At 45.3% G+C, this 25,955-nt stretch carries 20 protein-coding genes, 2 tRNA genes and 2 rRNA genes; 15 read left to right on the top strand and 9 right to left on the bottom strand.

What is annotated here, in order from left to right:
* The first annotated feature begins 365 nt into the window (after positions 1 to 365).
* The 4 genes from AF333_RS28160 (at position 366) to AF333_RS28145 (ending at position 4,107) form a co-directional block, all read left to right on the top strand.
* Positions 366 to 442 (top strand) — tRNA-Ile (locus AF333_RS28160).
* Positions 443 to 465: 23 nt separating this feature from the next.
* Positions 466 to 541, top strand: a tRNA-Ala gene (locus AF333_RS28155).
* A gap of 28 nt (positions 542 to 569) precedes the next feature.
* A 5S ribosomal RNA gene (rrf, locus tag AF333_RS28150) occupies positions 570 to 686 on the top strand.
* Positions 687 to 1,164: 478 nt separating this feature from the next.
* Positions 1,165 to 4,107 (top strand): 23S ribosomal RNA (locus tag AF333_RS28145).
* Positions 4,108 to 4,214: 107 nt separating this feature from the next.
* Here the strand turns inward: AF333_RS28145 and AF333_RS36425 are convergent.
* Both AF333_RS36425 and AF333_RS28140 read right to left on the bottom strand, forming a co-directional pair.
* A complete protein-coding gene (locus AF333_RS36425; RefSeq protein ID WP_235497047.1) occupies positions 4,215 to 4,388 on the bottom strand; it encodes a hypothetical protein in 174 nt (57 codons plus the stop codon).
* A 196-nt stretch (positions 4,389 to 4,584) separates the two neighbouring features.
* A complete protein-coding gene (locus AF333_RS28140; protein WP_043064411.1) occupies positions 4,585 to 5,028 on the bottom strand; it encodes a DUF4259 domain-containing protein in 444 nt (147 codons plus the stop codon).
* A gap of 225 nt (positions 5,029 to 5,253) precedes the next feature.
* Between AF333_RS28140 and AF333_RS28135 the strand changes: the two genes are divergently transcribed.
* The 9 genes from AF333_RS28135 (at position 5,254) to AF333_RS37045 (ending at position 12,016) form a co-directional block, all read left to right on the top strand.
* Positions 5,254 to 5,817, top strand: coding sequence for a glycerol-3-phosphate responsive antiterminator (locus AF333_RS28135; RefSeq protein WP_043064410.1), 564 nt, complete (start codon positions 5,254 to 5,256; stop codon positions 5,815 to 5,817).
* A gap of 299 nt (positions 5,818 to 6,116) precedes the next feature.
* Positions 6,117 to 7,169 carry an extracellular solute-binding protein gene (locus tag AF333_RS28130; protein WP_043064409.1) on the top strand — a complete coding sequence of 351 codons (1,053 nt, stop codon included), beginning with the start codon at positions 6,117 to 6,119 and terminating at the stop codon, positions 7,167 to 7,169.
* Positions 7,170 to 7,180: 11 nt separating this feature from the next.
* Positions 7,181 to 7,996: an ABC transporter permease gene (locus AF333_RS28125; RefSeq protein ID WP_043064408.1), complete on the top strand. Its 816-nt coding sequence runs from the start codon at positions 7,181 to 7,183 to the stop codon at positions 7,994 to 7,996.
* 3 nt (positions 7,997 to 7,999) lie between these two features.
* Positions 8,000 to 8,791, top strand: a complete 792-nt coding sequence (locus AF333_RS28120) for an ABC transporter permease (RefSeq protein ID WP_052520256.1) — start codon at positions 8,000 to 8,002, stop codon at positions 8,789 to 8,791.
* 1 nt (position 8,792) lies between these two features.
* Positions 8,793 to 9,830: an ABC transporter ATP-binding protein gene (locus AF333_RS28115; RefSeq protein ID WP_043064407.1), complete on the top strand. Its 1,038-nt coding sequence runs from the start codon at positions 8,793 to 8,795 to the stop codon at positions 9,828 to 9,830.
* Between the two features lie 14 nt (positions 9,831 to 9,844).
* Positions 9,845 to 10,660 (top strand): sugar phosphate isomerase/epimerase family protein, encoded by an 816-nt coding sequence (locus tag AF333_RS28110; RefSeq protein WP_043064434.1) that lies wholly within the window; start codon positions 9,845 to 9,847, stop codon positions 10,658 to 10,660.
* Between the two features lie 24 nt (positions 10,661 to 10,684).
* On the top strand, positions 10,685 to 11,494 hold the full coding sequence (locus AF333_RS28105) for an HAD-IIA family hydrolase (RefSeq protein ID WP_043064406.1): 810 nt from the start codon (positions 10,685 to 10,687) through the stop codon (positions 11,492 to 11,494).
* A gap of 81 nt (positions 11,495 to 11,575) precedes the next feature.
* Entirely contained in the window at positions 11,576 to 11,764 is a 189-nt protein-coding gene (locus tag AF333_RS28100; protein WP_043064405.1) for an H-type small acid-soluble spore protein, read from the top strand.
* 117 nt (positions 11,765 to 11,881) lie between these two features.
* Positions 11,882 to 12,016 carry a hypothetical protein gene (locus AF333_RS37045; protein ID WP_255322205.1) on the top strand — a complete coding sequence of 45 codons (135 nt, stop codon included), beginning with the start codon at positions 11,882 to 11,884 and terminating at the stop codon, positions 12,014 to 12,016.
* Positions 12,017 to 12,050: 34 nt separating this feature from the next.
* Here AF333_RS37045 and AF333_RS28095 read toward each other — a convergent pair whose 3' ends face one another.
* The 7 genes from AF333_RS28095 to AF333_RS28070 form a co-directional block, all read right to left on the bottom strand.
* Positions 12,051 to 13,223, bottom strand: coding sequence for an MFS transporter (locus AF333_RS28095; RefSeq protein WP_235497046.1), 1,173 nt, complete (start codon positions 13,221 to 13,223; stop codon positions 12,051 to 12,053).
* Positions 13,224 to 13,362: 139 nt separating this feature from the next.
* Complete coding sequence (locus AF333_RS28090; RefSeq protein ID WP_043064403.1) at positions 13,363 to 14,499, bottom strand: winged helix-turn-helix domain-containing protein; 1,137 nt, start codon at positions 14,497 to 14,499, stop codon at positions 13,363 to 13,365.
* Positions 14,500 to 14,570: 71 nt separating this feature from the next.
* The gene (locus tag AF333_RS34385) at positions 14,571 to 15,494 is read right to left on the bottom strand and encodes an ATP-grasp domain-containing protein (RefSeq protein WP_200894212.1); all 924 of its coding nucleotides are present in this window, start codon (positions 15,492 to 15,494) and stop codon (positions 14,571 to 14,573) included.
* A complete protein-coding gene (locus AF333_RS34380) occupies positions 15,491 to 16,306 on the bottom strand; it encodes a GNAT family N-acetyltransferase (RefSeq protein WP_200894926.1) in 816 nt (271 codons plus the stop codon). Before AF333_RS34380 ends, AF333_RS34385 begins: the two co-directional genes overlap by 4 nt.
* A 2-nt stretch (positions 16,307 to 16,308) precedes the next feature.
* Positions 16,309 to 18,075 carry an N-acetylglutaminylglutamine amidotransferase gene (locus AF333_RS28080; RefSeq protein WP_043064402.1) on the bottom strand — a complete coding sequence of 589 codons (1,767 nt, stop codon included), beginning with the start codon at positions 18,073 to 18,075 and terminating at the stop codon, positions 16,309 to 16,311.
* Between the two features lie 259 nt (positions 18,076 to 18,334).
* Positions 18,335 to 19,906: a sodium/solute symporter gene (locus tag AF333_RS28075; RefSeq protein ID WP_043064401.1), complete on the bottom strand. Its 1,572-nt coding sequence runs from the start codon at positions 19,904 to 19,906 to the stop codon at positions 18,335 to 18,337.
* Positions 19,903 to 20,268 (bottom strand): DUF485 domain-containing protein, encoded by a 366-nt coding sequence (locus tag AF333_RS28070; protein WP_043064400.1) that lies wholly within the window; start codon positions 20,266 to 20,268, stop codon positions 19,903 to 19,905. The genes AF333_RS28075 and AF333_RS28070 overlap by 4 nt, the downstream gene beginning before the upstream one ends.
* 238 nt (positions 20,269 to 20,506) lie before the next feature.
* On the opposite strand from AF333_RS28070, the gene AF333_RS28065 reads away from it, so the two are divergent.
* Both AF333_RS28065 and AF333_RS28060 read left to right on the top strand, forming a co-directional pair.
* The gene (locus AF333_RS28065; protein ID WP_052811782.1) at positions 20,507 to 21,757 is read left to right on the top strand and encodes a helix-turn-helix domain-containing protein; all 1,251 of its coding nucleotides are present in this window, start codon (positions 20,507 to 20,509) and stop codon (positions 21,755 to 21,757) included.
* Positions 21,758 to 21,846: 89 nt separating this feature from the next.
* Entirely contained in the window at positions 21,847 to 25,875 is a 4,029-nt protein-coding gene (locus tag AF333_RS28060) for a tetratricopeptide repeat protein (RefSeq protein WP_235497045.1), read from the top strand.
* The last annotated feature ends 80 nt before the right edge of the window (positions 25,876 to 25,955 follow it).

Below are 25,955 nucleotides of genomic sequence, written 5' to 3'. Positions count from 1 at the left end.
AGTGCGCGAATCCCTTAAAACCATTCTCAGTTCGGATTGCAGGCTGCAACTCGCCTGCATGAAGCCGGAATCGCTAGTAATCGCGGATCAGCATGCCGCGGTGAATACGTTCCCGGGTCTTGTACACACCGCCCGTCACACCACGAGAGTTTGCAACACCCGAAGTCGGTGAGGTAACCGCAAGGAGCCAGCCGCCGAAGGTGGGGCAGATGATTGGGGTGAAGTCGTAACAAGGTATCCGTACCGGAAGGTGCGGATGGATCACCTCCTTTCTATGGAGACTTCACACTTCGTTTGTTCACTGTTCAGTTTTCCAGGGACATGTGCTTTGGAATCACATACCGTCTGCTTGGTATGCAGGCATTGGGCCTATAGCTCAGTTGGTTAGAGCGCACGCCTGATAAGCGTGAGGTCGGCTGTTCGAGTCAGCCTAGGCCCACCACTATATTTATACGGTCGTTATGTGGGGGTATAGCTCAGCTGGGAGAGCGCCTGCCTTGCAAGCAGGAGGTCAGCGGTTCGATCCCGCTTACCTCCACCATAAAAATGAATTCATCCGTTATTTAGTGTCTGGTGGCGATGGCGAAGGGGTCACACCTGTTCCCATCCCGAACACAGAAGTTAAGTCCTTCAGCGCCGATGGTACTTGGGTGGCAACGCCCTGGGAGAGTAGGACGTCGCCAGGCGAGCAGCTTTCTTTGATATACATCATTGGGACTGCTAAGTAAATTTTATAGCGTTGGCTTGTTTTTCTGAATCGTTTATCCGGCTACCGAGTGGTTGGAGGTGTTCGGGAACATGCGTTCAACTGTCTCCCTCTATGCGAGGCCCAGATGTTTTGAACGCGCCGATAAACCGACAAGCACGGGCTTTGCCTGCTTCGATGCAACGGATAACAGAGACAGAATAAACACAGACAACCTACTTTTGCACTTTGAAAACTGGATACAGAAGAACAATGCGCAATTAGGAAGATCCAATTTGTAATAAAGCGTGTTCAAAAACGAGGACAAACAGAGCCGTGAAGTTCAAGGCGCGGCAGACCCGAGCAGCGGAGCGTAGGTAAGACTACGTGAGCAGCGGAGGGACAACGCAACGCAGAAATTCAAAGCGCTGTTTCCCGGATTTTTTGAACATTCTCTAATAAGGTGATAACCCTTTGATGGTTAAGCTACAAAGGGCACACGGTGGATGCCTTGGCGCCAGGAGCCGACGAAGGACGTGGCGAACGACGAAACGCTTCGGGGAGCTGTAAGCGAGCTTTGATCCGGAGATGTCCGAATGGGGAAACCCACTATCCGTAATGGGATAGTACTCCTGCCTGAATCCATAGGGCAGTGAGAGGCATACCAGGGGAACTGAAACATCTAAGTACCCTGAGGAAAAGAAAACAATCAGTGATTCCGTAAGTAGCGGCGAGCGAACGCGGAGAAGCCCAAACCAGAAGGCGAACCTTCTGGGGTTGTAGGGCGTCTCACATGGAGTTACAAAAGACGGTCATAGACGAAGCGGTCTGGAAAGGCCCATCAGAGAAGGTAACAATCCTGTAGTTGAAATGACCGTCTCTCCGAGACGTACCCTGAGTAGGGCGGGACACGTGAAACCCCGTCTGAATCCGGGAGGACCATCTCCCAAGGCTAAATACTACCTGGCGACCGATAGTGAACCAGTACCGTGAGGGAAAGGTGAAAAGCACCCCGGGAGGGGAGTGAAAGAGATCCTGAAACCGTGTGCCTACAATTAGTCGGAGCACAATCAATGTGTGACGGCGTGCCTTTTGTAGAATGAACCGGCGAGTTACGGTTGCGTGCAAGGTTAAGTCTGAGAAGACGGAGCCGCAGCGAAAGCGAGTCTGAATAGGGCGAATGAGTACGTAGCCGTAGACCCGAAACCGTGTGATCTACCCATGTCCAGGGTGAAGGTGCGGTAACACGCACTGGAGGCCCGAACCCACGTACGTTGAAAAGTGCGGGGATGAGGTGTGGGTAGCGGAGAAATTCCAATCGAACTCGGAGATAGCTGGTTCTCCCCGAAATAGCTTTAGGGCTAGCCTCGGATTCCTGTACCGGAGGTAGAGCACTGATTGGATGCGGGCCCCTCGCGGGGTACCAAATTCAGTCAAACTCCGAATGCCGGATACAGCAGGTCCGGGAGTCAGACTGCGAGTGCTAAGATCCGTAGTCAAAAGGGAAACAGCCCAGATCACCAGCTAAGGTCCCTAAATGTACGCTAAGTGGGAAACGATGTGGAGTTGCCCAGACAACCAGGATGTTGGCTTAGAAGCAGCCACCATTTAAAGAGTGCGTAATAGCTCACTGGTCGAGTGACTCTGCGCGGAAAATGTAACGGGGCTAAGCGTACTACCGAAGCTGTGGATTGACACCAACGGTGTCAGTGGTAGGGGAGCGTTCCTGCAGCAGTGAAGTCAGACCGGAAGGACTGGTGGAGCGGCAGGAAGTGAGAATGCCGGTGTAAGTAGCGAAAAGAGAGGTGAGAATCCTCTCCGCCGAAAGCCTAAGGGTTCCTGGGGAAGGCTCGTCCTCCCAGGGTTAGTCGGGACCTAAGCCGAGGCTGAAAAGCGTAGGCGATGGACAACAGGTGGAAATTCCTGTACTACCTCCACTCCGTTTGAGCAACGGGGGGACGCAGGAGGGTAGGGTGAGCAGACTGTTGGATATGTCTGTCCAAGCAGTGAGGCGTGTGTATAGGCAAATCCGTACACTGTAACGCCAGGCTGTGATGGCGAGCGAAATTGTAGTAGCGAAGTCCCTGATCTCACACTGCCAAGAAAAGCCTCTAGCGAGGAGTGAGGTACCCGTACCGCAAACCGACACAGGTAGGCGAGGAGAGAATCCTAAGGCGCGCGAGAAAACTCTTGCTAAGGAACTCGGCAAAATGACCCCGTAACTTCGGGAGAAGGGGTGCCCCGGTAGCGTGTCAAAGCGCGAGGGGGCCGCAGTGAAAAGGCCCAAGCGACTGTTTAGCAAAAACACAGGTCTCTGCGAAGCCGCAAGGCGAAGTATAGGGGCTGACGCCTGCCCGGTGCTGGAAGGTTAAGGGGAAAGGTTAGCACCTTCGGTGCGAAGCTTTGAACCGAAGCCCCAGTAAACGGCGGCCGTAACTATAACGGTCCTAAGGTAGCGAAATTCCTTGTCGGGTAAGTTCCGACCCGCACGAAAGGCGTAACGACTTGGGCACTGTCTCGGCAAGAGACTCGGTGAAATCATACTACCTGTGAAGATGCAGGTTACCCGCGACAAGACGGAAAGACCCCATGGAGCTTTACTGCAGCCTGATATTGAATGCTGGTATTGTTTGTACAGGATAGGTGGGAGCCGTTGAAGCCGGACCGTCAGGTTCGGTGGAGGCGTCCTTGGGATACCACCCTGACAATGCTGGCCTTCTCACTTGCATCCCTCACCGGGATGAAGGACCGTGTCAGGCGGGCAGTTTGACTGGGGCGGTCGCCTCCTAAAAGGTAACGGAGGCGCCCAAAGGTTCCCTCAGAATGGTTGGAAATCATTCGCAGAGTGTAAAGGCACAAGGGAGCTTGACTGCGAGACCTACAAGTCGAGCAGGGACGAAAGTCGGGCTTAGTGATCCGGTGGTTCCGCATGGAAGGGCCATCGCTCAACGGATAAAAGCTACCCTGGGGATAACAGGCTTATCTCCCCCAAGAGTCCACATCGACGGGGAGGTTTGGCACCTCGATGTCGGCTCATCGCATCCTGGAGCTGAAGTAGGTTCCAAGGGTTGGGCTGTTCGCCCATTAAAGCGGTACGCGAGCTGGGTTCAGAACGTCGTGAGACAGTTCGGTCCCTATCTGTCGTGGGCGCAGGAAATTTGAGAGGAGCTGTCCTTAGTACGAGAGGACCGGGATGGACGCACCGCTGGTGCACCAGTTGTTCCGCCAGGAGCACAGCTGGGTAGCTATGTGCGGCCGGGATAAGCGCTGAAAGCATCTAAGCGTGAAGCCCCCCTCAAGATGAGATTTCCCACAGCATAAGCTGGTAAGACCCCTTAAAGATGATGAGGTAGATAGGTTCGGGGTGGAAGCGTGGCAACACGCGGAGCTGACGAATACTAATCGGTCGAGGGCTTAACCAAATACATGTGCATGTTCTTCTGATTCAGTTTTCAGAGTGTAATAAATATCCCCCTTATTTGATTGTTCAAATGAGGGGGATATTTGTGTTTTTCTATATAAGTTACAGTTAATATTTTGACAGGGTAGCGTGGTTGGAAGGAGAAGAGATGGAGAAAGAAGAGGGTGGATACGCCCTGCGCCCCGGCAGAAAAAAAGCGGACGTGTTTTTTTCCAACCGTTCCCGCCCACTGCCCTTCCTTCTTTTCTTATCTCTCACCACAAGAATTTGTCGATTTATCAAATCAGATGTATATAGATGGAGTCCCTGCTGAAATCTCGATAATTACTAAATTGGCTTCCGGCAGAAGAAATACTGGAAACCTAGGTTAGACTGACGATGGTGAAGAGCCTTATGCTAAGCGCAGAAGGATAAAAAAACGAAAAGCAACCCTATTATATGTATGTTAGTCGTACCTTATAACCGACATCTTATAGATTTAGTTTGAAAATTGTTCATCCCTTATATTTTTAATACCTTCTAACAAGCAAAATGAACTATCTTTCCATTCAGCAAAATCTTTTGGATCTGCTTCTTCCCATAACTCAAAAAGTTCTGATCGCTCTCTGTTATCAATGTTCAATGTTATTTCTAATAAAGAAATAAGCTGGTTTAAAAAAGAAAGAGTTACTGTTTCTTTAATTACATTAAAATTAACTTCTTTGGCAATTTCATGTGTAGGCTTTGCACCAAAGGAATTTAGAATGAGCTCAGCCATAGCAAGTAAAGAGCTACATTCGTCTACTTCTAAATAATCCTCATCTTTAAAAGCTTCATGAATTCTAACAAGCTCATCTGTCATTCCTGCAGAGTTATTTTGTAAATACGCAATAAAATCACATGCACTATCATTTTCAAAAACACTGGTACCCCATGCTCCCATTCTGTTCACATCCTCTGTATTTTTAATTTATTTTATCATAAGTATGATTTAAATATAATTTATCCTTTGATAAATTTGTAAAATTATCTAGTTATTAAAAGAAAAAGGAAATAAGTCACAAAAATATTACTTCCATTTCAATTCAATTTAATATGAAATTAACATTTGTAGATTATCATTATTCATTATATGGAATGACCGTACTTTATGAAAGGTGAGACGCTAGTGGACATAAGAACGATATTTCAACAAAATCCAATCATCGCTGCAGCAAATCAAGAGAATCTTTCGTTGGCGCTGCATTCTAAAGCCTGTGCCGTATTGCTTATGTACGCCAAATTAAATGATTTGCTTGAAAAGGTGACGCAGGATAATCCGGAACGAAAACCGCTATTTTTACATACAGATTTAATGAAAGGGTTGTCTAATGATAAGGAAGCTTTTCGTTTTCTTGCTAAGTATGTGAAACCTACGGGAATTGTTACGACAAAGAGCCCGATGATTCGAGCAGCAAAAAAAGAAGGTTTGTTAACTATCCAACGTATATTTTTAATCGATACAGCTTCCTTTCATACTGCAATCCAGAATATAAGAGAAAATGAGCCGGATGCCATTGAAATTATGCCTGGTATCGCTCCATCGATTATTCAAGCCTTCAGAGAGTATACACAGCGGCCCATTATTTTGGGCGGGTTAATCCATTCATTTAGCCAGGTGCAAGGTGCACTTGACGCAGGAGCGGATGCGGTGTCGTTGAGCAAATCCGAGATATGGAATATGCAGATTTAACAAGCGGATTACGCATGATTAACAAGTTCTTAACATTCGATAGTTACAATGTAAATAACAGAATACATGATGCGAACATTGGGTGGAGACGAGTGAAAGCCCATAGTTCCCCTTTGGAAACGGTAGAGAGGAAAAAGGGTGAATTATGCGTTTTTTCGTCTCCACTTTTTCTATGCAAAAAAAGCTACTGACGGGTAGAAAGGAAGGAGCGGGACAGTACTATAGCTTGAAAAGTCTTAAATAAAAATGAAAATCAGGCATTAAAAACAGAAAATATGAGAAAGAGGAGTCTAAATGTCATGCTAAAAAAAGTAAATATCCTTCTGGCAATTTCCGCGTTAACGGTAGGTTTAATCGGCTGCAATACTATTTCAACTACAACATCGGGTTCGGCAGGCAGCAATACAGAAAAACTGGCAATCGCCTATAACAACCCAGATGAATGGGCGAACTTTGGGACGATACATAAACAGTTCAAAGAACAAACGGGAATTAAAGTACCAAACGATAATAAAAACAGCGGTCAAGCGATGACTGCATTAATTGCGGAGAAAGCAAATCCTGTAGCTGATGTTGTGTATTACGGAATCGTTTTCGGTTCACAGGCTATGCAAAAAGATTTGGTTGAAGGATATAAGCCGGCGAAGTTCAATGAGATTCCTGATTCCTTAAAAGAGCCAGACGGAAAATGGATGGCAATTCACTACGGAGCCATATCCTTTATTGTAAACAAGGAAGCATTGGGAAATACGCCTGTTCCACAGTCGTGGGCTGATTTATTAAAGCCTGAATATAAAGGGAAAGTAGGCTTTCTAGACCCGACGTCTGCAGCTGTTGGGTACAGCGTAACTGTCGCGGCAAACATGGCAATGGGAGGAACGTTGGATAACTGGGAACCAGGAATTGAATATCTTCAAAAGCTTGAAAAAAACGATGTCATTCATCCGAAGGCGACAGCCAATGCGAAGGTAATGAAAGGTGAAATTCCCATATTGATCGATGCAGATTTTAATGGTTACAAAATGAAGTATGACGAAAATGCTCCAATCGAAGTAGTGATACCAAAAGAAGGTTCCTTAAAAGTTCCATACACTGTATCTCTTGTGAAAAATGCCCCGCATAAGGAAGCAGGAAAGCAATATATTGATTTTATGTTATCGGATGAAGGACAAAAATTATTCGCTGAAGGCTATGTACGTCCGATTCGTTCTGTTGATATTTCAGAAGAGGTAAAGAAGAAGTTCCTTCCGGACAGTGAGTACGAACGCGTTAAAGCTGTGGATTATAACAAAATGAATGAAGTGCAGAATGGTTTTATTGAGCGTTGGAAAAGCCAAGTGAGCGCTAAATAGAGAGGAAGCCCATGGCAAAAAAAGGACAAAACTTATTTGTAATACCAATTGTTATTGTATTCGGTTTTTTCTTCGTTTATCCGTTGATTGTATTGCTGATTACCAGCTTGCGCAACGAGGGTGGACTGAGTTTTCATAACTACACTCAAATTATCATGAACCCGTACTATTTCAGGGCGTTGATGAACAGCCTGTACCTCGCACTGGCGGTGACGCTAGTAGCATTGCTACTAGCAGGTGTTCTTGCCTTCTTTCTGGCGAGAAATGATTTTCCGGGTAAGGCTCTATATTTTACTCTGCTGACGTTTCCCATTTCGTTTCCGGGCGTCGTCGTGGGGTTCATGATCATCATTTTATTTGGAGCTACGGGTATCATGCCGATGCTCGCAGAGATATTAACTGGGAAAAAAACAATGGTATTCGCGTATACAATTACCGGTATTTTTTTGGCCTACTTGTATTTTGAAATCCCTCGTATCGTGATGACCCTATATGGAGCAATTAAGGATTTCGATCAGACGTTGGAAGAGGCTGCACGGACGATGGGGGCAACACCGTGGCAGGCTATTCGCTATGTGGTGTTGCCAACCGTGTTCCCTATATTCATTTCGGCTGGTGCCCTTGCCTTTTCTACATCGATGAGCGCATTCGGAACCGCCTTTACCTTGGCGAATCAGTTTGAAATCTTACCTATTCTCATGTACAACGAATTCACGCTGAATTTTAACATTGAGGTAGCCAGTGCAATAGCTATCGTAATCGGGATGATCTGCGTGCTTATGAATATGGGGTATCGGCTGCTGTTGGAGAAGGAAGGAGGAAGATAGAAGATGAGGTTTCTCGGAAAAGGGTTACTGTATATGCTGATTTTTCTTGTCAGCGCGTTTATCATTCTCCCTCTTGTTTTTACGATAGCCGGGTCCTTTGCGGTGTACTGGGGATCGGATTTGTTCTCTGCCGGATTTACGTTGGACTGGTATCGGAAAGTATTCGACCAGTATGGACATACGATCGTTTTCACTTTGGTTATCACTTCGTTAACCGTAGTCATTAATATTATTTTGGGAACGATGACAGGATATTTGTTCTCCAGGTCTCGTAGCAGATGGATGGCGATTGTGGAAGAGATACTTACGCTTCCAATTGCAGTACCAGGCATAGCTATTGCGCTTGCCCTTATCCAGACGTATGCCTGGATGCGCGTTTCAGGGGCTTTGATTCTTGTCGGTCATGTTATTGTTACGTTTCCTTTAATGTTTAGAATCGTGCTCGGTACATTACGGACGAAGAACTTTCAGTTATTGGACGATTGTGCGGCCACTTTGGGCGCGGGAGTCTTTTATCGCTTCTATCATGTCATCTTGCCTAGTATTAAATCTGCGGTTCTATCGGGTGCCATTATGGTATTCATGTTGTCACTGGGGGAATTCAATATGACGTTCTTCCTGTATACCCCGTTGAGCATGACATTGCCCATTGGTTTATATGACGCATATTCAACGTTGCGTATTGAGGCGGGAAGTGCTTATACGGTCGTTTTTCTGCTGCTGGCCATTCCGCTGATGACTTTACTACACCGTCTAAATCAAACATCAGTTTTTTCGCGAAATGGAGGAGTATAGAATGAATCCAGTGGAGATTCGATTACAGGGTGTGCATAAAACGTTTCGAGACGGAACTCAGGCGCTCCAGCCTATTGACTTGAAAATCGAAGCAGGAGAAGTGCTGGTATTACTTGGTCCTTCGGGGTGCGGGAAGAGTACGCTGTTACGCATGATTGGTGGGCTGGAGCTGCCGATGGGCGGAGCTGTCTGGATAGGGGAGCGGGATATTACATATCTTCCGACAGAGAAGAGAGAAATCGGCTTTGTTTTTCAACAGTATGCCCTATTTCCGACGATGACAGTGGCGGAAAATATCGCATTCGGTATGAAGCTGCGTAAGTACGGTAAGCAGGAACGAGAGAAAAAAACAACTGAGTTGTTGGAAATGATGAATCTTACGGAATTGAAGGATCGGAAGTCGGCTCAATTGTCTGGAGGGCAACAACAGCGCGTGGCAATCGCCCGGGCGCTGGCGATTGAGCCTAAGGTACTGTTAATGGATGAGCCGCTTACGGCATTAGACGCTAAATTAAAGGAGCATCTGCGGATTGAGCTGGCGCAGCTGTTCCGCAGGCTGAAAATTACAACCGTGTACGTAACACACGATCAGGTTGAGGCTATGGCAATTGCCGACCGTATTGCTGTAATGAATAAAGGCGTAATCGAGCAGATCGGTACAGCAAAAGAAATTTATCACCGACCGCATTCTTCTTTTGTTGCTCAATTCGTTGGACAGGTCAATCGGTTAAAAGGAAAAATCACAGACGGTGCAGATGGTTACCTGGTGGACTTCGGCTTCTATCGGATTCCTTATCATGGAGAGAATGCATCTTCAACGGAAATAGAAGCGTACATCCGACCGGAAGATGTCTTTTTGGATGAACAGAGTGGCTTTACGGCTCATGTTCGGGATGTCATCTTTTTGGGAGAGCGTAATCGGGTGATTGTTGAGACGGAAGGTCAAAAATTATTTATGGATGTACCGAATGATACATTATTGCACGACGGTGAGCAGGTACAATTGCAAGTGCATCAGAATAAAGTCATCTATGCATGAGGAGGTAAAAAATGATGAAAAAAGAAATTTGCTTTTCAGACCTGATTCTACTTGCTAATCCGATTGAACAAAATGTCGAACAGCTTATTGAGTGTGGTGCAGATAAGGTTGAATTGCTCATGGATGGCCCTCTATGGGATGCAATAGATGAACAGATTGCAAAGATGAGCCGGATATTACCGAAATATGAGGTTGGTTACTCCATCCATCCTCCAGCCTGGGACACAAGCTTAACAAGTGAAAATCGAACAATTCGCGAGGCGTCGTTTCTTGAATACAAAAAAGCGATACAGTTCGCCCATATGATCGAGGCGGAGCATGTAGTCATTCATCCGGGATTTTGTGTATCTCCCGTTTTTGATAAAGCAATTGCACGTAAAAGGGCAAGAGAAGCCATCAACCAATTATGTGAAATCGCCAAGCCGCTGGGTGTAAAGCTAGCTGTGGAGAATGTTGGCTATAAAGGCTCGTCCATTTTTACAGAGGATGAATTTGTATATTTTCTCGATGATATAGATGAAACGGCTGGATTTTTGCTTGATACCGGACACGCTTATTTAAACAGTTGGGATATTCCTAAGCTGATTCGGCGCATTCACAATCGCCTGCTTGCGATTCATTTGCATGATAACAGGGGCGAGAAAGATGAACATATGCCGATTAGGGAAGGAACAATGGAATGGGAGCAGGTTTTTGATGTACTGAAAGAGTTACAGCCATCCTGCCAATTTATATTGGAATATGTAACGGGAACGGACCTGGCCAAATTAGAGCAGGGCAAACAACTGCTCATACAGCGATTAGATTTGAAATCGAACATAATTGTTTAATCACAAGCAAAGGATTGAGCGCGGTTGGTAGATTTGACTTCATTTGATGCATTTTGTTTTGATCTTGATGGTACAATTTTTATTGGCGAAGCGCTGCTGCCATATGTACACGATACGATATTGCAGTTACGAGAAAAAGGGAAAAAAATTATGTTCCTTACCAATACATCAACACAAACCATTGTCGATTGCCAGCGAAGATTGCAAAGGCTAGGGCTGGAAGTGGCGATCGATGAAATCGTTACGGCTCCTTATATAGCAGGAATGTACCTGCAAGAGTTTTATCCTGCAGCAAATGTATTTGTCATCGGAGAGAAAGCCATGCAGGAAGAGCTTGACCGTTTTGGTATTACAAGAACTGAAAATCCGTTGCAAGCCACTCATTTGCTGGTAGGGTTAGATCGTACCTTTACGTACGAAAAGCTCTATTTGGGAATGAAGGCGGCTGGCAATGGAGCACAGTTCATTGTAACCAATCCTGACCCTTGCTGCCCCGTACCCAATGATGTTATCCCGGATACGTGGGCACTTGCGAAAGGAATCGAGGCGGCAGGTGGAATCAAAATCGATGTAATTATTGGAAAGCCATCAGCTTATTATGCACAAAAGGTTTTGCAGAAGCTTGGTATTGAAAGTGAAAGATGCTTAATGATTGGCGATCGTTTAGAGACAGACATTCTGCTTGGATTGAATAGTGGAATGAAGACGGCTTTAGTACTTACAGGCGTTACAAGCCGCGATGCTTTGGAAAACCATACAATTTCTCCGGATTATGTTTTTTCCACGATGGGCGACTTATTGCTACCAGATGAATCCGATACCTGTCCTCTTTAAGCAGGTATAGATTTTAGTTCATCGACAAAACATAAAAGCAGAAATACGTTCATTTCAAAATTTTTTACTGGGGTGATGGCTATGGAAACGAAGCGTGCACAGGAAATTCTACAATCCCACGAAAAAATAGGTGTAGAGTTTGAAGGTGTTCCAATATGGATAGACTCTGTGGATGAACAGAGCAAAACCGCAAGAGTACATACGATGGAAAATCCAACCGATCGAAAAACGGTTGCTTTGTCTGAGTTAAAAGAACTGGAACACCATTAATAAAGAAAAAAAGCTGTCATGCATTTCGCAAAAAGACAGCTTTTTTCCTTTATGAGCAAAAATTTGCCCGAGGGCTTATAGAGATAAAGGGCACATTATAACCGGGAGGTGAACCGCTTGGGTTGGTTGCTGGTTCTCATCGGGGTTGTGCTGGCGTTTGTTACGGTGCAAAAAAAGTGGTTCTATGACCCGACTCACCCGGAAAGACCAAAGAAAACCCGCGCAAGTACATGGTTCAGAAGTAAACCATAATTCTTCACAGGAGAGAACAAGTTCTCTCCCCTCCTTATTTAAGTAAACGTTTTTTAGTGGTCATTAGGCGTTTTCGTAGAAGGAAACCAGAAGCACCGAGAAGTGCTGCAAAAAAGCCGCAGACGAGAAATAAATGATCTATTCCATATTTTTTTACTAACCAACCGCCCGTTAACGGAGCCGCAATAAACACAAAATTGAGGATGGAATGGTAAATTCCATAAACTCGACCGATAGTGCTAGAGGGTGTTTCTTTCTGAATTGAGAATTGTACGCCGACAAAGGAAAGGCCGGTGCCTGCTCCACATATTATGCCGACAAGAAGAAAGTAGGGCAGTGGTGTTGCTGTATTTAATAATCCAAGAAGAAAGACAGCTGATCCCATTAACAATGCACCTGCACATAGAAGAGAAAAATAGGAAATGCTTTGTTTTATTCGTGAGAAAAAAGCAGTGCTGCAAACCGCTCCAAGTCCGATTCCAGAGATAATCCACCCGGGAAGTTCTTGCTGGAGAGGTTTTATTTCTCGAAGCAGGACACCCAGTTGGACATCAACGATCTGTATTATTGCTGTAACGAAAAAAGAAAATATAAGACAAATAATCAGTATCCGGTTGTTGAGAAGTGTACGCCAGCCTTCCATCCAATCCATGCGGAAAGTTATTATTGTTTTGTCGTTTTTTTCACAATGTGAAACACTTGAAGGAAGGAATGCCAGAAGTAAAGCTGAAACAGCAAGACAGATGGCCGTTAAAAGCAAGCAGAACTTGTAGGATGATGTTAGAGACAGAATAAAGGCACCCAGCATCGGTCCAATGATTTTTGTGAGTTGAGAAGAGGTGCCGATAAGAGCCGTCGCTTCTAGTAACTGGTTTCCAGCAACAATTCGACGAATGATGGAATGTTGAGCAGGCAGATGAAATGTTCCAATGGACGCACGAAGCAGCAGCACGGATAGTATCAAGTACGGAGACGGTGCAAGGAGTAAAAGCAACGTGCAGCCGCTACGAAATACATCTGTGCAGATCAGTACAAGCTTGGGCTGCCAGCGATCTACCCACACTCCTGCCGCCTGGCTAAATAAAATACCCGGAAATGCGTAAGCAACAGGCAACATCGAGATAAGGAGGGGATCAGCTTGCCATACATACGTAAACAATGTCAGCAAAGCGATAAAATCAAGCCAGTCTCCCAGGCTAGAGAGCAAATGGGAGAGAAGAGCACACAAGAGTCGCGAATTCTTTCAGATGGGAGTCGGTACATGGTTCATAGTGGGAACATGCATAATACAACCTCCGTTTTATGATGGGATACGTTCATCCTAAACGGAGATTGTCAGAGCATTGTCAGAGAAAATAGTCAAGCTGTTGGCGAATCCTCTGTTCAAGGCTGGAAAAGGAATATGTCTCGGATAGTTCCTCCCATGTTTGTCCGTATCGCGTTGCAATTTTCGAATGTTCCTCAATTAATGGACTCGAAAAGTAGCGGAGTAGGCGTGCTCCATAAATAAGGTGAGGGGTAAATCGGGAAGTCTGAAGCACAAATAGTCCCTCTTCAATTGATGTATCGGCTTTTACAAAGCATTTTTGACTAAGCAACCATAAGCCTTTGATGACAAGAAATAGTCCTTTCTCACGCAAATAGGGATGAGAGGGAAGCAGCTGCTCGATATGCTGAATCCATTTATGTGCTTCTACATGATTTTTTTCTAGTACAGATAAAAGTAGTTTTTTATTATAGAAGAAAAGACGAAAGCCCTGCATATCTGGTTCGTATATTTTCTGTTCATATCGATTCAGAGCTTGTCTTGCTTGCATAAAACGTTTTGTTTCGATATAGAGGTCGATGATATTGAACTTCATTTCTTCATGCCATAATGGGGGAAGGACATGCTTAGCTGAAGCCTTTTCAATATATTCCAACGCTTTTTCCGAGTCAGGCTGAATGTACCAGTAGAGAAAAAGCAGATAGAAAGCCTTTTGTGTAAATGAGAGGTCTGGGCGGAGAAAGAAAGAAAAGTTCCCCTTTACGGCTTCCAGGTAAAGCCGTTTCTCTTCAGCAAAACGAAATCCTAAAGTGTATTGATTCTCAGCAAGCACCTGCATGGCTTCTCCTTGGCCGAATAGGTGATACTTATCCAGTAGGGTGATGTAGCTGGCGGCGATCTCGTCGTCTTTAGCCAGTGGGTTAACAGAGGAAGAAGTGTTAAAAGTCATCCGGTACCCCTGCCCCCGAACAGTTTGAATGGATACTATATGCGCCCAGCGCTTTAGTTTTTTGCGCAGCCGATAAATATGGTCGTCTACTGTCCGGTCTGTCGGGTATTCCATCGGCCATACAGCATTCAGCAACTGTTCACGGGTGCACAACTGATTTACATGGCGGTATAAGTAATAAAGCAAGGCATATTCTTTTGGTAGCAGCGAAATCGCTTCGCCGCCGATTTGGACCATTCCCTGTTCAGCGAAGAAGATAAACCTCATCATATATCCCTCAAATTCTTATATACTACAAAAGCCAGGCAAGGAACGCCTAGCTTTTCTTCCATTATCTATTATTTTTTTGTCTCGGGAAACAAAAAATCGATAAATCGTTCTGCAGTAGGCTGTGGCTCATGATTAGCAAGTCCAGGACGCTCATTCGCTTCGATAATGACATAGTCATCTCCGCTGAAATCTGGAACAAGAAAGTCTAGTCCTACGACAGGGATATTGAGCACATGACTGGCTTTTTCTGCTGCTGTACGAAGCGTATAAGAGACTTCATCGGTTACATCTATAATGGTACCACCCGTATGATAGTTAGCAGTCTTGCATACTTGAAGTTCCTGTTCATGAGGGAGCACATCTTCCCAGCTAAAATTGCGATGATGAATAACCCGTTCTGTTTCTGTGTTAATAGGAATCTGTGATTCTCCGCCTGTCGTTTGAATTAACGCTTTGTTTTTTTTCTTGACTAATTGACGAATCGTACTTGCTCCGTCTCCGATAATAAAAGCGGGCTTCCGTTCAATAGCAGCTACAAATTTGTGATCGATAACAATAATACGCAGATCACGTCCATGGACAAACTCTTCGAGGAGTATGTGCTCACTATACTTACTTGCCGATTTTATAGCTTGCTGTAGCTCCTCTTTTTCACGAACATCTACCGTAATGCCTCGCCCCTGTTCACCGCTCGCCGGCTTGATAACCAGGCTGTTCCATGTTTGCATAAGATCTATCGCTTGTGTCATATTGATGTAAATAGCCTGGCGAGGTACACGAAGACCTGACTTGTACAGGATACGATGTGTAAGCGACTTGTCGTCGCATATCGTCATGGCCATGGCGCATGTTTTTTCGGTGAGAGATTCACGGCACAATACCGAATTGTTTCCATAACAAAGGCGGTAAAGGTTAGCTTCTTCATCAATAATTTTGACAGTGATGCCGCGAGTTTTTGCCTCATCAATAAGGATTTGTGCATATACGTTCAAGGCTGTGGTCCTCCTGTATAGTACACTTCGTTGATATTATTTTTCCGCTTGATAACATATACCGGGATTTGCTCAAAACCTAATGCCTTATATAGAGCGATTGCTTTTTTATTGTTATGAAGAACCGATAAATCAAGATAGCTCCGTCCCTTAGCCAGATAATATTCCGCTACAGCGCGGACAAGTGCCCGCCCTACGCCTCTGGCACGGCGATCCCGATCTACGGACAATGCCCAGAAGCTAGATCCGTTGTCCGGGTCGGCGAAAGCCGCTTTGTGATCGATTCCCGTAATCGTACCGATAATCTCTCCATCCTCCTGGTCTACCGCCACAAAGTAAGTAAAGGTCTGCTTAAACTGGTTTTCAATCATGATTTGTGGGTCTGCCTCTACCATTCCGCTTTTTTGGTATATCTCATTTACCCGTTCTGCGTCTTTATGGCCCTGCATAAAGCGGATGCGAAAGCCTCCGGATCTCCGCTTTGGCATTCGGTATTTATGAAGCCAAAGTCGAAACGTAATGGAAGGATCTACAAACAGTAGATTCGGTGCTTTAGAAAGCAATACATGGTGGTTGCGTACATAAATCGCCAAATCCCGTCGACCGGTCTTTTCTTCGAGGAAGAGGTCGATGAGCTTATCGTGGTCATCGAATGTTTGCCCGAAGATGAGATGGCCCCAACCACAGTCTATAATTACCTCCGCATCCATTCCTTCTTTTTTTATTTCTGGAATGTTTTCACCCCAACTGTAGAGGGAGGGGGTGGTGAAGCGCTCCAGGCGAAATTGCTTTCTCTCCCCTCGGTATTGCATAATTAACACCCCATCTTTTGCAGCCATAATTCAAGCACAGTTAACTGCCACAGTTTACTTCCACCTAATACAGTCATATGCTCTTCTGGCGCCTGCAGCAATTTGTCTATATAGATTGGATTAAATAAGTTGCGCTGCCTTGCTTTTTCTGTAGACAGAATATCACGTGCAAATGCAAGATACTCATCACGTAAATACTTAAGGGCGGGAACAGGGAAATATCCTTTTTTCCGATAAATAACTTCGCGTGGGATTACGCGTTCTCCCGCTTTCTTTAAGATATGTTTGCCATTGCTTGCAACTTTAAGCTCCGGCGGGACAGAAGCGGCCAATTCGACCAGTTTATAGTCAAGGAATGGGACACGGGCCTCTAGCCCCCAGGCCATTGTCATGTTGTCTACGCGCTTAACAGGATCGTCAATCAGCATGATGCGTGTATCTAGGCGAAGTGCTTTATCTACAGGCTCCGTAGCTCCTGATGCAGCAAAATGATTGGTGACGAATCGACCCGATATGTCGGAGCCGTGATAAGGGACTTGCAGTGCTTCCATCACTTCCTCGTGAGTACGATCGAAGAAAGCCTCTCTATACTCAGTCACCGGGTCACGTGTTCCGTTCATTACTTTTGGATACCAGTGATAACCGGCAAATACTTCATCGGCCCCCTGTCCGCTGAGTACAACTTTCGTTTCCTTGCTTACTTCTTCCGAGAGCAGATAGAAGGCCACCGCGTCATGGCTTACCATCGGTTCAGCCATAGCGCTGATAGCTTTCTCGATATTTGGAAGAAGACGGCGTGAATCGATAAAAATCTTTTTATGTTTTGTACCGAATTCTTTGGCGATAATATCACTATAGTAAAACTCGTTTCCTTCTTCTGTTCCTACGTCCTCAAAGCCAATTGAATACGTATGAAGGGATTGAGGATTAGCTTCTGCCATAAGCGCAACAATTAGGCTGGAATCCAGTCCTCCGCTTAACAGGGCACCTACCGGTACATCACTGACCATGCGCCGTTTGACACTTTGCCGTAACTCTTCCAGCACACGCTTCGTCCATTCTTCTTCTGATAGGGCTTCTTTTCGTTCGAACAGTACATCCCAGTATGAAGTGACTTGCTTTTTCCCATCCTTCTGAATGCTCATTGTCGTTCCAGGCTCTAGCTTTTTAACGTTCTTAAAAATGGTGTAAGGGGCAGGCACGACAGCATGAAAGCTTAAATAATAATGTAGCGCTTCAGGAGAGAGCTCCGGCTGGATAACTCCGGCTTCATTTAATGCCTGCGTATTGGAAGCAAAGTAAAACGCCTTTCCTTCCTCAGCATAATACAAGGGCTTAATGCCCAGTCGATCTCGGCCCAGCAGAAAGCGTCCACGTTCTTGGTCATGAATACAGAAGGCAAACATTCCGTTTAGTCGTGTAACGAATTCGTCGCCCCAGGCATGGTAAGCTTTTAACAATACTTCCGTATCACTGGTAGAACGGAAAGAATATCCTTGCCGCTGTAATTCTTCACGTAAGTCCAAGAAGTTATAAATCTCGCCGTTGTAGACAATCGAAAGCTTTAATTCTTCGTCACTCATCGGTTGGTGGCCGTTTTCTGATAGGTCGATAATACTCAGGCGTCGGTGTCCGAAACCAAATCCTTCTTCCATATGTATTCCCCAAGCGTCCGGACCTCGTGTCTCAAGCGCTGGGAGCATACGTTGCACGATGCTCTCATCTACACTGTCTTTGTCATAACGAATAACTCCGCAGATACCACACATTGCTTTTTACATCATCTCCTACAATAACGTTCTCCTATTCCTCATTCCACAAAATTATATGAATGAAGCAGGTAAAAATTTCTACGTAAATGTAGTTTACGTAACGTGCCCTACAATATCCCATTTTTCTTTATTTTGCAAATTATGAGTGAGATTCGGCCTTTTTGACCTAGATATTTCTATCATTAGAAATAAAGACCCGTTCCTTTCTTTTATACTGATACTTAAAGAAAAGGACGGGTCTTTATACAAAGCAAAGCTATGCGGCTTCAGATTCCTTAGAGTGAACTTTTCTCATGAAATCGTTGACATCTGCAGGTACTTTACGATCGAGTTTTGATACAATATAGACAGATAGGAAGCCTATTGGTACCGTAATTAAACCAGGAATCTTGAATTGCAAGAATTCCGGCAGGGTAGAAGAAAAGAATATCATGTACATGGAAGCGAGGAGACCGATAATCAAGCCGGCGATGGCGCCTTTTTCCGTCATGCCTCTCCACCAGATTCCTAGAATGAAAATTGGCGTAAACGTGCTCGCTGCTACAGTAAAGGCAAGGGCTACGAGGTGCCCGATAGAGGCTGTTTTAACCATCAGCCCCAGTATGCCATAAAGAATGCCAAGAATGATAATGGCAACTTTGCCCGCAATGACCCGCTCGCGTTCGCTGATATCATTCTTACGGACGAATGTAGCGTATAAGTCATGCGCTAGTGCACCGGAACTTGCGATAAATAGACCGGATAGGTTGGAGAAAACCGCTGCGAACGCGCCTGCGATAACGAGACCAAGCAGCCATTCTCCTCCAAGTGCTTGTGCCGTGGAGGGTACTACCATGTTGTTGCCGCCTGCAACCAAGTCCTTCATAACTTGAGGTTCTGCGGCACCGCTTAAGAAGATGGAACGGCCTACGGCTCCGAGATATACAGCAAAGAAGAAGAAAACGCTCGCAATTGCAATGGCCATAAGCGCTGATTTACGCGCTGCTTTTGCACTCGGATTCGTGTAGAAGCGAAGCAGGATGTGCGGCAGGCCAATTGTGCCGAGAGAAAGGCCAATTGTCATAGATACAGTTTGCCAGAATGTTGGGAAGTAATTTCCTGTACCGGTCCAGGATGTACCGTCGAACTCTACATCTTTGGCATCTGTCGCGTATTGCGCCGTGCCGCTGATAGTACCCTTGAATTCACTAATGGCAGCTAGGATTTTCTCATAATGCAGACCGCCGTAGATGGCAGCCGCAACCATTAGAATGAATGCACCTAAGCGAATCCATAGCTCCAGTGCCTGGTTCAGTGTCGTACCTTTCATGCCGCCGACGCCTACGTAAAAAATCATAACCGTACAAGTGAAAATAATACCGAATTCATAACTTGTCCCGAAGAACATGCTCAGAATTTGTGCAGCACCGAGAAGTTGAGGGGCTGCATAGAAGCCGGAGATGGCGAGAACGACTGCCACCGCTGCCAGACGCGCGCGTTTACTATGGAAACGATAAGCGAGAAAATCAGCCACCGTATACGCACCGAAGCGGCGAAGCGGGCCAGCTACGAAAATCGCAAGCAGTGTCAAACCAATCGAGAAGCAGAACGCATAATATGCGCCGTCATAACCAAGCTGGAAGGTAAGGCCAGCGATGCCGAGAAATGTAGCGGCGCTCAGATAGTCTCCACCAATCGCAGAGCCGTTGGTGAACCATCCGAAGCTCCGTCCGCCTACGAAGTAGTCGGATGCTGTTGCGCTCCGTTTGGTCAAATACGTAATGTATACGATTGTACCCATTAAAAGAATGGTTAGTATCATTTTAGGTTCGAGTAGTGATTGCATCATCCGATGTTCCTCCCTTCAGATTTGCCGAGCGAGGAGCCGTTGTTCTGATATTTTTGTATGCGTTTTTCATATAAAGTAGTATGGACATAAGCGATAATGAATGCCATGGCCATCGCGATAATGCCCGTAAAGAACCATGAATAGGTCATGCCTCCCCACATGCGAGAGAACATGAAGTCGGGAGCGAACCAGTTAAGAATCGGAATGGCGAAAATAAATGCATAATAAAACAGACTTAATTTAAAACCTGTGGAGAATTCATCCTTCATGATTTTTCCAGTTTCGGCATCTAGCGGTGGAAGCTCGCTCACATCAATCGTGCCTGCAGCGACATAATCATATTCGGAATACTCATTCGCCATATGTTTTCTTCTCCCCTCTGAAATATATTTTCTCTATGATGCCGCTTTCAATTTTCCCTCCTTATAAGGCGGCGGAAAGGATTTTTTTTGATTGTACTTCATAACAGGAACAAATACCTTACAGAAAATTGTCTAAAATATATAAAAATTTGTCCTATTCTAATTATTTTAGTTATAATTAGTGTAAAAAAAAGTAAATAGAGATGTGTGGATACCGAGTAAAAGGAGAGAACAGAGATTGTACAGCATTCAACTAGTAATGAAGGATGAACATGAGAAAAAAAAGCTGAAAACTTGGATTCAGGAAGAGTATCCGTTTCAATGCGTATTTATAGAAAGAGAAGAGCCGAATCGCCCGCCGGATATTTTAATTATAGAGATCGGTGGTTTGTTTGATTGGGTACGCATTCACCGTATTCGGAAAAGAAACAAAGAATGCCGGATCTTTCCGCTTATTCCACCCGAATGGCTGCATACATCACCACTCGCCATTGAGCTTAAACTTCAATCTATGCTGGTCCACCCAATAAAGAGAAATTTGTTTATGAGAAATATAAAAAGAGCGATTGAATCCCTATCCAGTAAAGGTGACGGGACGTTCAATTATAAAGATATTTATGAACAAATCCAAATAGAAGGAGGGGATGGAAGAGAAGACGGCCCTTTTCGGGAAGCGTTTCTACGCCGTCTTTTGCGTGGGGAAATATCCACGGAACAGGAAATCATCCAGACTCGCCCTTTTCTGCCTGGTGAAGCAGTGCCGAATATCGTTTGCTTTATTCAGGGGTTTGTTCGCTTTCCTGAACGAGAAGTGAACGAAGGTTGGGAAGCTCCTGCTATCATTCAAAAATATTTTACAGAACAATTTTCTGTTTTCGTTCCCCATTTATTTTTTCTACCATATCGCAAGCATATGGTCATGCTGTTCCGCGTTCCGTCACCTTGCGCTTCTTTGCGCTACTGGAAGGAAGGACATGAAAGCATGCTGCGCGTTATCGAGAAGCTCGAAGAAAAGTACGGCATCTACCTGTATATCGGTGTCGGTTCCGTATACAGAGAACCGTTGCTCTTGCATCATTCTTATCGAGAAGGAAGAAAAGCGAGACGCACTCCACCATATGAACGGCTTTCGCTTCGTTACTATGAAGAACTTACGAAGGATGAACAGTTGCAGAAATGCATCGATTATATTGGGGAGCATTATACGGAAGACTTATCTGCTACACAGGTGGCGGCACAGATTAATCTAAGCGCTCCTTACTTTAGCCGCCTTTTCAAAAAGGAAACAGGAAGAAGCTTTGTGTATTATGTAACGTTCGTGCGAATGCAGCGTGCAGTATGGCTGCTGCGGCATACGAATCAAACCATCGAGCAAATCGCAGAAGAGCTTGGCTTCAATACGCCTAATTATTTCAGTTGCATTTTCAAAAAGTATGCTGGGCTTGCTCCGAGTGAGTACCGGGCTACCAAAGAAATAATCTTTATGTAATGTGACAAAATTACCGGTAGAAAAAGGAAATAAGATGCAGGTGACAAGCGGGACATTTGTATTATTCTTAAATCAATAGAATACAAGATTTGGAGGATCGAATTGTATTGATTAAAATCCGCGAGTTGCAGGCTATGCTTGAAGAAAAAAAATATAGGGAATGTTTTACGCAATTTACCCAATGGATTGATAATACGCGCAAAGAAAAATCGCTCTATAGGACTGTAGCTTCACTTATTGGGCGATTGCAAACGGAAGAAGAGTACCGAATTGCTATGAGAATCGCACATGAAGGCTGCATGTTTCGCTATGAATCGTTCATGGAACGTTTTGCGTACCGTCGGCTGCAAACCCCACAGAGCCGCATCTGGTATGCTGAGACGCTGGGCGGGGAAGGGCGCTGGACGGAGGCGGAATCCCATCTGGTTTCCGTTCTGGAAGAACAGGATCTTGAGGAGACAGTTAAGCGCAAAGCACACCTGGTACTGTCACGCATAATGATGGAAATGCGCCGCTTCAAAAGCGCATCCTTACATTTGGCACGTGTTGAAGAGCTTGGAGAGAAACGCATGCTGTATCATCGGGGTATTCTGTATTTCTATATGGGAAAATGGCGTAGGGCCGAAGAATTATTTCATGAAGGGACAGAGAAGGAGAAGGACGATTTTGCCTATCATTTGATGCTGTGCCGTTTATATGGAAACCGTGGCGAGGAAGAGAAGGTTAACGCAACATTAGAAGAAGCATTTATGCTGCATCCGGATCATCCATGGCTTTTACGGGAGAAGATAAAGCTTGCAGAAATCAAGGGAGATATGGCGATATTTGCTGAATGTAGCCAGCGTATGAACGAGGTAACACCACATCATGAATATCAAGAATATTTCGCCGCTGTATTACATAGGGAGCAGTCGGAAGCTGCCTGCACGGTTGAAAAAGCTGAGGATGCCAAAGACGGGGAAGGCAAGACGCGTAATGAAATTATGCTACAACCCGTCGTACAGAAATATAATTACTGTGTTCCGACATGCGTAGAGATGATGGCGAAGCGTTGGGGCATTCAGGTTCATCAAGATGAAATAGCGTCACACATATTTGACGGAGACGGAACAAAAGTTTATAAAGCTGTAGAATACATGAAGCGTCTAGAACTCTCCGGCAGATACTTCGTTGGCACAGTAGAGCGATACCGCAGACTTGTTGATATGGGCATTCCGGTTATGGTGAGTGTTTCATATCCGGATAGTTCACACGTGCAGATTATCCGGGGGTACGATGACGAGTGTCAAAGCTTACTCATTCAAGACCCTGGAATGCTTCAGATGCAGTATGTTTCCTATGAAGGATTTGCGAAAAGATATGCTTACGATCATTATCTTTCTCTAGCTGTTACTCCACGAGAAGAGGAGGTGGATTTTTCATTTTTGCCTGAGGATGAGCACGAAGTATTTATAACGGCGGATCGATTTGCCAAAGCTTTGGAAGAATGTCGTCCAGATGAAGAAATAGAGGAGTTGAAGCGAAGTATAACCGGAAGCCTCCACCAACCGTATAATCTTATTCAAGTGGTAAGGCACGCAGGGTTCTTTGCCGACAAAGAATTAATTGACAGCGCAGTGGAAGAGCTACTGGGGCGATATCCGAATGAAGAGTATTTTCTTTTAATTTCGGCACAGGCGTTTATTCAAATGAACGAGTACGGGAAAGCGGAAGAAATGCTGGATAGAATAAAATTCCCTCGTTATCGAGACTCCTATTGGTTTGCACGGGGGCGTGTTCACTATTATAAAGAAGAGTATGAGAAGGCTGAATCCTGTCTGCATCAAGCCCTCTCCTATGATGCAACGAATCATACGATTTGGTCGTTTCTTGCTATGGCAGCGTTTTATAGAAATGACCTGGAAGTTGCTTTGCGCTATTCCCATATCTCGCTGGAAATTAACAGCATAACACCCTTTACATTATTGAACCATGGTACGTTACTGATGGATAAAGGAGAGTATGGGCGTGCTCTGGCGCTGTATACAAAGTTAACTCGACTGTCTCCTGGTTATGGACGGGTATGGTATGAGAAAGGAAGGTGCCATAAAGAGCGAGGAGAGTACGAATTGGCACTATCCTGCTTTGCGGAAGCACAGCGTCAGGATCCAGATGTGCCTCTGTCCTACAGGGAACAAGCCGGAATTTATGAATATGAGCACCAGGATATCGAAAGGGCGTTAGAGATTCTGGAGGAAGGTCTACAGCAGCTTCCTGGACATACAATGTTGCTTATGATGAAAGGGGATGTACTGTACCGTGCGGAACGGTATGAAGAAGCTGAAGCCGCTTTTACGTCTTGCATTCAAAGCGAGTCCGACGAAGATTCATACCCGTATATTATGATGGCGCGGATTTTGTATGCCCTTGAAAGAGAAGAAGAGGTCGCTGATATTCTTCGACAAGGAGAGGTCTATTTTGCTGAGGAAGGCTATTTTCTCTGTCATGCCGGCCAATTGCTCTGGGATATAGAACCAGAGCGTGAACGGGCAGTGGGATTACTAACTCGGGGAGTGCTGGTAGCTCCTCCGACAAATCGTGAAGCGGCGGTTGAGATGATGGTGCGTTGCCTACAGGGAACAATATATTATCGCCAGGGAATCGATGTACTTGAAGAATTGCTGAATCGTACGGGTGAGGATACGGACATTCTTTGCTATATCGGTTGTTTATACGAAGATAATGGCGATGTGGAAGAAGCGATCAAGTGCTTTTTCAGGGCACGTGAATGGGACGACACCAACACCAATACATTTCCGGTCTATCGCCTGGGAGAAGTAGCGCTGCATACCGGGGATAAAGCGGAGGCTGCTTCTTACTATCGCGTCTGTCTGGAGATGGACCCTGATTTCACTGTGGCGTATGAACGTCTAGCAATGATTGCAGGCGAACAAGGGGACAAAGAGGAAGAGCGTAAGAGATGGCTTCAGGTGTTTCACCGCTTGCCGCAACGATTCGAGAACCTGGATGAAGAGTTTACGCATCTTCTCTCTTTGCTGGAAGAAAAAGCGGATTGGCAGAATGTAATACATAAATTGGAAGGATGGCAGGGTGAGGTACCAGAAGCATGGCGTTTGCAGGCGTTAGCCCTCGTGTATGAGGAGGCGGGAGAGGCGGAGCGAGCTGAAATATACTATCAGGCCGTACGGGAGTATGCGCCGGAAGATGAGGAAGTTCAGAAAAGGTGGATTTCTTTCTTGCTCACACAGCAAAAAAACAAGGAGGCGGAAGCTTGTCTTCTGGAATATCTGACCAAACAGCCACAGAGCCGGGTGTTGGCTGGAGTGCTCGCCGATTTCTTGCATCGGACGAAGCGGGGCTCCCGTGCTTCTCGCATAGTAGAAGAACTTCCGGTTTCGAAAGAGGAAAAAAGCATGTTAATGCTTCATTATGCCGAAAGGTTGGAAAAGCGTCAATTGGATGAGCAGGAGGTATTTACGAATCGAAAAGCGGACGGATTTGTCGGAAGGCTGCTGAACGGATGCAGGAAATTCTTGCATGGAAGCAAAGGATATATCCGAATTTCTATGTTGTACGAAGAAGCGATTGAGTATAACCCCGAGAATATGAAGGCTTATTTATGGTATAGCGATTTTCTTGAGAAGTCGGAGATGCGCGACGATGCGATTACATGGCTTCGTAAAGGGTTGGAAGTCCGCTGGGATGCATTATGCGCCGCACAATTAGCCTCAGTGTTATATGAGAAATATTGGGAACATGAAGAAGGAAAAGAGGAAAAGTTCCGCATATATTTAGAGGAAGCGGGCGAATGGTCGGAGCGGCTGCTTGCCGAATTGTCGGGCGATCCTGATTTTCTCAGAATGGCAGGCTTTATTTTTATGAATTTGGAATGGCTCGATCAATCGGAGGAGGCATTCCAGTGTTGTTTGGCACTTTCCAGACAAGCAGAAGCGTATTACGGACTGGCAAATGTGTATCGGTTGAAAGAGGAACCAGAACGAGCGCTCGAAATGTATAATGAATGCCTGAAAATGGACCCATCCCATGAGTGGGCGACAGAAGAGAAGAAATGGCTTGAGGAAACGATGATGCAGGCGGATTTGGAATATGTGCCGTAATAATTAATTCAAGAAAATGAGGGCGGTAATAGGAAAAACGTGCTGGTAATGGGCGGGATCTGATTTTTCGGTAAGCATCT

The sequence above is a fragment of the Aneurinibacillus migulanus genome (assembly GCF_001274715.1).
Lineage (GTDB): Bacteria > Bacillota > Bacilli > Aneurinibacillales > Aneurinibacillaceae > Aneurinibacillus > Aneurinibacillus migulanus.
The sequence above is the reverse complement of the archived record's forward strand: the minus strand, read 5'-3'. Positions and strand labels throughout refer to the sequence as shown.